Raw genomic sequence first — 6,334 nt, forward strand, 5'->3', positions numbered from 1 at the left:
GAACCAAACTTTTTGCAAATACGTATAAGTACGTAAGTGCCTAGAGAACCCAATTTTTTCTATTATTCCCCACTGGTCGCTATAGCCTGTTAACCTCTTACAATTATTAGAGCAGAAAGACCACGAGTATGTGGGTGACTCAGAATACGCAATACGTCCTTTAGGCGTGGATGAATGCGTTCGCGTAGCGTCTCATAGAGAAGCACCTTTCTTTAGGTACAGTCCAGGTATTTCATTAACACTGGTTGAATAGCAAATCTAACTATTTCAGACATCGGAACCTGTCTATCTTCTGCTGCTTTTTGTAGAGCTTGGTACTCTTTCTCGGTCAAATAAAATTGAAACTTTTGCCTTCTAGTCATTGCATATACTCCTCAATGAGAGTATATTAACATTAAGGAGGGAAAATGATCGGAACACAAAAGAACGCAACTAAACCGGATGCTGTATCAAAACTAATTTTAAATGTATTAGGTATGGCTTCTAATAGTCTGTACAACACTGGCGTATATTTAAGTCGTCAACAATACTTTGAAAACGGCAAAACCATTAGCTACGGTAAGTTATGCAAGGATTTAAAGGTTGATGAGAACTATAAAGTTATGCACTCGCAAGCAGGACAACAAACCCTTAAAAGTGTTGCTGAAGCATTTAAATCTTTTCAAGCATTAGAAAATAAAGCAAAAAAAGGAGAGCTTAACCAAAAGCCAAAACTACCTCATTACCGTGCAAAAGGAGGAATATACCAAGTAGTTTACCCAGGTCAAGCTATTAAAATAATTGATAAAAATGGAACGAAGTTTTTAGAAGTACCGCTAGGACATCCAGGAAAGAAGTACTTTGAAGGAATTGAGGCAATTACTGTGCCATACCCAAAGCGTCTTTGGGGTAAGCCAATCAAAGAACTCCGGTTCATTCCCACTCATGGGAGTTGGTACACTGAATATGTTTATGAGATGGGTGAAGTATCGCAAACAACTGGGGTTTATGCTATTGGAATTGACCCAGGTTTAAATAATTGGGTGTCTGCTGTTTGTACTAATGGCAAATCTTTTTTAGTTTGTGGGAAGCGACTTAAGTCTGTTAATCAGTGGTGGAATAAAACCAAAGCTGCACTTAGCACAGCAGTTAGCAAACAGTTTGGTGAGGATGCTTTTTTCACGAAGCGTATGGCTCGTCTTACTGATAAACGCAATAGACAGATGAGGGATGCAACTAACAAAGTAGCAAGACAAGTTATTGATTGGTGCTTGAATAACGCAGTTGGAACTGTGGTTTTTGGTTGCAATCTCGAACAAAAGCAAAACATTAATATTGGGCGGAAAAACAATCAGAATTTTGTGCAAATTCCCACAGCTAAACTGAGAAAACGGATAGAGCAGTTGTGCGAATTACATAGAATTAATTATGTAGAGACAGAGGAAAGCTATACTTCCAAGACTTCGTTTTTAGATGGAGATTTGATACCTAAATTCGGCGAAAAACCTGAAGGGTATAAACCATGTGGTAAACGAGTTAAGCGGGGAATGTATAAAACATCTTCTGGTGAATGCGTTAATGCGGATCTTAATGGAGCCGCTAATATATTAGCAAAAGTAAGCACAAGACTAGGGATAAATCTTAGTCGAGTAGGTAGGGGTTGCTTGACGCAACCCATGCGATTCTACGCATGAATCCCACGGCGTCAAGGAATTCCGTAATTATCTTTTCGATTATGCGGGGAATGTATAAAACATCTTTTGGTGAATGCGCCAACGCGGCTCTTAATGGAGTCGCCAATATTTTAGCAAAAGGTAAGTACAAGACTAGGTTTAGACCTCAGTTGAGTAGGTAGGGGTTGCTTGACGCAACCTATGCGGTTCTAGGCATGAATTCCACTCCTTCAAAAGGTGGGAGCGTCAATGGAACTTAAAATCTAGGAAATTATGCAGAAAGCATCTACTGATCATCAGGCTGCTGCAAAAGACATTAAACTGCTAGTTTTGGATATAGATGGCACGATCGCCGGAGAGTCTAACACCGTCAGCAAACCTGTAAAGCAAGCGATTGTTGCGGCGCAAGCACAAGGAATCCAAATAGCGATCGCTACGGGTAGAATGTATTGTTCAGCCTTGCGCTTCCACCAAGACATCGGCTCTACTCTACCATTAATGGCTTATCAAGGAGCCTGGATTCAAGATCCAATCACCCAAAAAATTCATCGCCATTGGGCTGTTTCCAAAGAAATTGCCCACCAGTTAATCGACTATTTTGAACAACCTGAATTGCGATCGCTTCTATCTGTCCACTTTTACATCAATGATCAGCTATACGTCCGTGAGTTAACTAGAGAAACCCAAATTTATGCAGAACGCTCTGGTGTTATCCCGATTCCTGTGGGTGATTTGCGCCAAGCCTTAACGAATGAACCAACAAAAATTCTCGCTTTGTGTGATGACACTGATGTGATCAACCAGCTATTGGGGAATTTGCGCCGCCAATACACACCTGCCGAACTTTATCTGACAACATCTGTTGCTACCTTTTTTGAAGCAACTAACGCCTCTGTAAATAAGGGAACTGCTGTGCGTTATCTAACCGAAGACTTGCTGGGATTACAGATAGCCAACGTTATGGCCATTGGCGATAACTTCAATGATCTGGAAATGCTGGAGTATGTTGGACTTGGTGTAGCTATGGGCAACGCACCAGCAGGAGTACAAGCGATCGCTCACTGGGTAGCTCCTAGTGTAGAGGAAGACGGAGCAGCAGTAGCAATTGAGAAGTTTTTGCTGTGATGAGGACACTTTTTCAAACCTAAACCATAGAAATCAGAAAGGACACCGACGACTGGCCGTGTTTCGTCTCGGTGCCCCTGCTGGTTCGCTCCTCACACATTTGCTAATGTAGCCGAGGCGATGCATTGAGTCAATAGCTATTATAAAAGTTTTTATTTCTACCTAAGCGATATTACCGATTTATAACTCCAAGGGCGCAAAAACCCCCAGGTTTCCCTCTAGAACAAATCTTAATACTGACTGAGTAGCCATCAGCAATCCAAGTCTGGCTTGGGCTAACTCTGGTGACGTAATTTTAATCTCACCCCAAATCCGGCAATTAGACCAGAACTTTTCAAAAGCTTGGCTCAAATTCAGTGCTACTTTTTCCCATTTTACAGAACCGCTAACATCAGGACACTGTATGTCTACCACTTGTACTAACTCAGCAATTAGACGACGCTCATCAGGGTGATTTAGTCGCAGTACTCCATCACAGTTGAGCCAAGGCAGAGGTTTAGGGGAGATAAGACTCCAAAAAGCTGGACTAATATTTGGAACTGGCTCTCTAAGTTTAATTAATCCCTCTCGGTGAGCCAGCAACACTAGCGAACAGCAACGTGCATGGGCATATTGAATAGCAAACAATGAATTGGGCATTGGATATTGGGCATCAATTGTCCTCTGCTCTTCCCCTGCTCCCTGCTCCGTGTTCCCCTGTTCCCCTAAACTCCCGATTGCGAGACTTTGTAACCAAGCTGCTAACGTCGAGTGAGTCAATTCAAAATGTATCCAACCAGGGGGAACTATTTGGATGCTAAAAACGTCACCACCGACCCTCGATAGATCAAAGGCGATCGCACTAGCAAGCTCCATAGCTTTTCGATTCTGAGATTTTGAAAGTCGCAGGGCTACACCTGAGATATATAAAACTTTATTATTATCTCTACCTTTATGTAGATAATTTTTTTCATCTTTTATGATTGTATCTTCTATATTGTAAGTATCAATACTTAGTGATTTTATTAAGTAACTGTATACTAGCTGTTTTACTGACGTATACTTGCTAAGTAGTAATTTTTGATGCACGTAATTTTATTTAAGTAATAATGTAATATATATTTATTGATTTTCTGTGATCTATTTTCCGGTATAAGTCTAATCTACATGAAGAAAAATGAGAGGAGGATAAAATTTAATGAATAATCGATAAATAGTAAGTAAACTTTACTACCATCATTGTACAGTAGGAAGTATAACAAAAGAATAGAGAGTAATTTGCTTTCTATTCTTTGGATGGCTGGCGCTGTTAGGCGTTAAGCCTGCCTGCCAACACAAAGACACTCCTTGCACCTTTTTATTTACGTCTTTGTCTTCAGCCGAAAGCTCTTTGTTACCTATGCAATCTCAATCCTCCTTTTCTGAGGCATCACGGCCTTTTTTGACTTGGCAACGCATTCTTGACTGGGCTCAAGAACACTACCGCTGCCGCACCTTTAGCAAAGATGAGCGCATTCCAGCCCGACCTGGATTGCTATATTTAGTGCAGAGGGGTGCGATCCGCATGGTAGGAACCGCCCAAGTCAGTGCTACAGCTAGTCAGCTAACGTCTCGACGAATCAACAGAACCCCAGAAGAAGCGTTCTTGGGTTTTGTGGGAGCGGGACAGCCATTTGAAATTGTTGCTCAGTCACCATTCACACTCCAGGCTTACGCCCATGTTGACCAAACTGCGGTGTTGTGGATGTACTGGCATGATTTAGATAATTGGCCTCACTTCCGTCGTGAAGTTATGGATGCCTTTAGGTATCAGCATCAACGTAAGCTGTTGTGGCTGAGTGCCTTGGGACAACGCCGCACAATTGACCGACTCTTAGGATTTCTCACATTGTTGATTGAGGAATATGGAGAGCCAGCAATGAGCGACACTGATCCTGATGTGATTCGCGGCTATTGTCTGCCTTTCCCCCTTACCCATGCCCAAATTGGTAGTGCGATTGGTTCCACTCGTGTTACCGTCACCCGCTTGATGGGCAAGCTGCGTCAACGCGGCTTAATCCTTACCCAAGGGGATAATCTCATTTGCTTGCCAGCAGAGTCGATTAACAGAGCTGGTTAAAGCACAGTTCAGAGCGGCGATTTCCGCCACTCTGTCTGAGTACGACGATGCTCCGCCCCACCGGAAGCGATCGCAGATGTCAGCGAATTTTGACAAATCCAGCTTGGGTAATCAGTTCCTGTCCCTGCTCAGTCAGCAGTAAGTTGGCGTAAGCGACACCTGCTTGCTGCTCAATCTGACCATTCTGTTTGACCACCACAAACAGATTGCGGGTAATTGGGTATTTTCCTGATTTGAAAGCCTCAATGTTCAATTTGTTCCGTTTACCAGGACATTCAGACGGGAGGACAAATGTTTCTTGGTAGGGAGCAATGTATTGCCCTTGTGTCCGCCCCAACGGCAAGGGTTTGATTGAGCATTGAGGAACGACCTCTGGGGCAGAAGCGTAATAGATACCACCAGGACTATCAGCCAATTTTTGCAAGGCTTGGGTGGTTGTGGAGATAAATTCTACATTGGAGCTGAAAGCTTGACCACCCAAGATGTCTTGGACAAAAAGTTCGACCGTACCGCCATCAACAATGCGGCGGGAATAGGGCTTAATCGGAATATTGGGGCCGCCCACCTGGCTCCAATTATTGATTTTGCCCGTGTAAATTGACTTTAACTGATCTATCGTCAGTGCTGCGATGTTGAGATTGGGATTAACTGCGACTGCTAAACCATCAATTGCCACAGGAATTTGTTTCAAACTGAACCCACGCTGTTGGGCACGGTTTAACTCCTGATCTAAAACTGGTCGAGAAGACTGGGCAAAACTTAGTTGACCGTTTATCAGCGATTGAATACCAGTACCAGAGCCAGGAGATGCATTGCTGGGTTCTACATAACGCAGCCGGAACTCTGGTCGCAACCCTTGAATTACGGGGTCAACTACTAGTCGAATTGGTGCCCAAGATGTACTGCCTCCGTAATTGAATAATCCTGTGGGAATATCTTGTACTGAGTTGAAAGTTTTGGCATTAGGTTGTCCTGATGCTGTTTGAGGCGTGTTAGTGTTACCAGAATTTATTTTATTTAGGTCAAGACCTGATTTTCTGCTGAACCACCAAAGACCGCCAGCTACTAGTCCGCCGGTAATTAGGATGGATAGGACAAGAATAGGTATTTCATTTTTTTGGGACATACTAAATTACTCCGGCGTCCGTTCAATATAAGTTAATACAGTTCAGATCAGCCCAAAGCCCTCATGTAGAGACGCAATTTATTGCGTCTTCAAAGACCAACTATCTACACCAATAACCCTTAATTGAACTGTATTGCAATATAAGTACTTTTTAATATTTGATTATTTTGCTAAATCTAACTATTTTGATCACTTAATTCTGACAAATCCAGCCTTTTCGATCAGTTCTTGACTTTGAGGTGTCAGCAGCCAATTTGCATAAGCTTCACCAGCTTGCTGATCTGTTTGACCATTCTGTTTAACGATTACAAATAAATTCCGGGTAATTGCATA

General features: G+C 42.6%; 6 protein-coding genes and 1 pseudogene. 3 read left to right on the forward strand and 4 right to left on the reverse strand.

The features are described from left to right. Positions 1–212: 212 nt before the first annotated feature. Entirely contained in the window at positions 213–362 is a 150-nt protein-coding gene (locus tag ACEW80_RS12265; RefSeq protein WP_181985055.1) for a ribbon-helix-helix domain-containing protein, read from the reverse strand. A 45-nt stretch (positions 363–407) separates the two neighbouring features. On the opposite strand from ACEW80_RS12265, the gene ACEW80_RS12270 reads away from it, so the two are divergent. Both ACEW80_RS12270 and ACEW80_RS12275 read left to right on the forward strand, forming a co-directional pair. Then, positions 408–1,673, forward strand: a complete 1,266-nt coding sequence (locus tag ACEW80_RS12270; RefSeq protein ID WP_373526837.1) for an RNA-guided endonuclease InsQ/TnpB family protein — start codon at positions 408–410, stop codon at positions 1,671–1,673. A 252-nt stretch (positions 1,674–1,925) separates the two neighbouring features. Continuing rightward, complete coding sequence (locus ACEW80_RS12275; RefSeq protein ID WP_373526838.1) at positions 1,926–2,777, forward strand: Cof-type HAD-IIB family hydrolase; 852 nt, start codon at positions 1,926–1,928, stop codon at positions 2,775–2,777. A 180-nt stretch (positions 2,778–2,957) separates the two neighbouring features. On the opposite strand, the gene ACEW80_RS12280 is transcribed toward ACEW80_RS12275, so the two are convergent. Continuing rightward, positions 2,958–3,632 (reverse strand): DALR anticodon-binding domain-containing protein, encoded by a 675-nt coding sequence (locus ACEW80_RS12280; protein WP_373526839.1) that lies wholly within the window; start codon positions 3,630–3,632, stop codon positions 2,958–2,960. 523 nt (positions 3,633–4,155) lie between these two features. On the opposite strand from ACEW80_RS12280, the gene ACEW80_RS12285 reads away from it, so the two are divergent. Continuing rightward, positions 4,156–4,875, forward strand: coding sequence for a Crp/Fnr family transcriptional regulator (locus tag ACEW80_RS12285; RefSeq protein ID WP_292795523.1), 720 nt, complete (start codon positions 4,156–4,158; stop codon positions 4,873–4,875). Between the two features lie 79 nt (positions 4,876–4,954). Here the strand turns inward: ACEW80_RS12285 and ACEW80_RS12290 are convergent, their stop codons facing one another. Next, positions 4,955–6,001 carry a PstS family phosphate ABC transporter substrate-binding protein gene (locus tag ACEW80_RS12290; RefSeq protein ID WP_373526840.1) on the reverse strand — a complete coding sequence of 349 codons (1,047 nt, stop codon included), beginning with the start codon at positions 5,999–6,001 and terminating at the stop codon, positions 4,955–4,957. 189 nt (positions 6,002–6,190) lie between these two features. Then, a pseudogene (locus ACEW80_RS12295) lies at positions 6,191–6,334 on the reverse strand (phosphate ABC transporter substrate-binding protein); the annotation flags it as partial.

Origin of the sequence: Nostoc sp. (assembly GCF_041747015.1) — a bacterium.
Lineage (GTDB): Bacteria > Cyanobacteriota > Cyanobacteriia > Cyanobacteriales > Nostocaceae > Nostoc.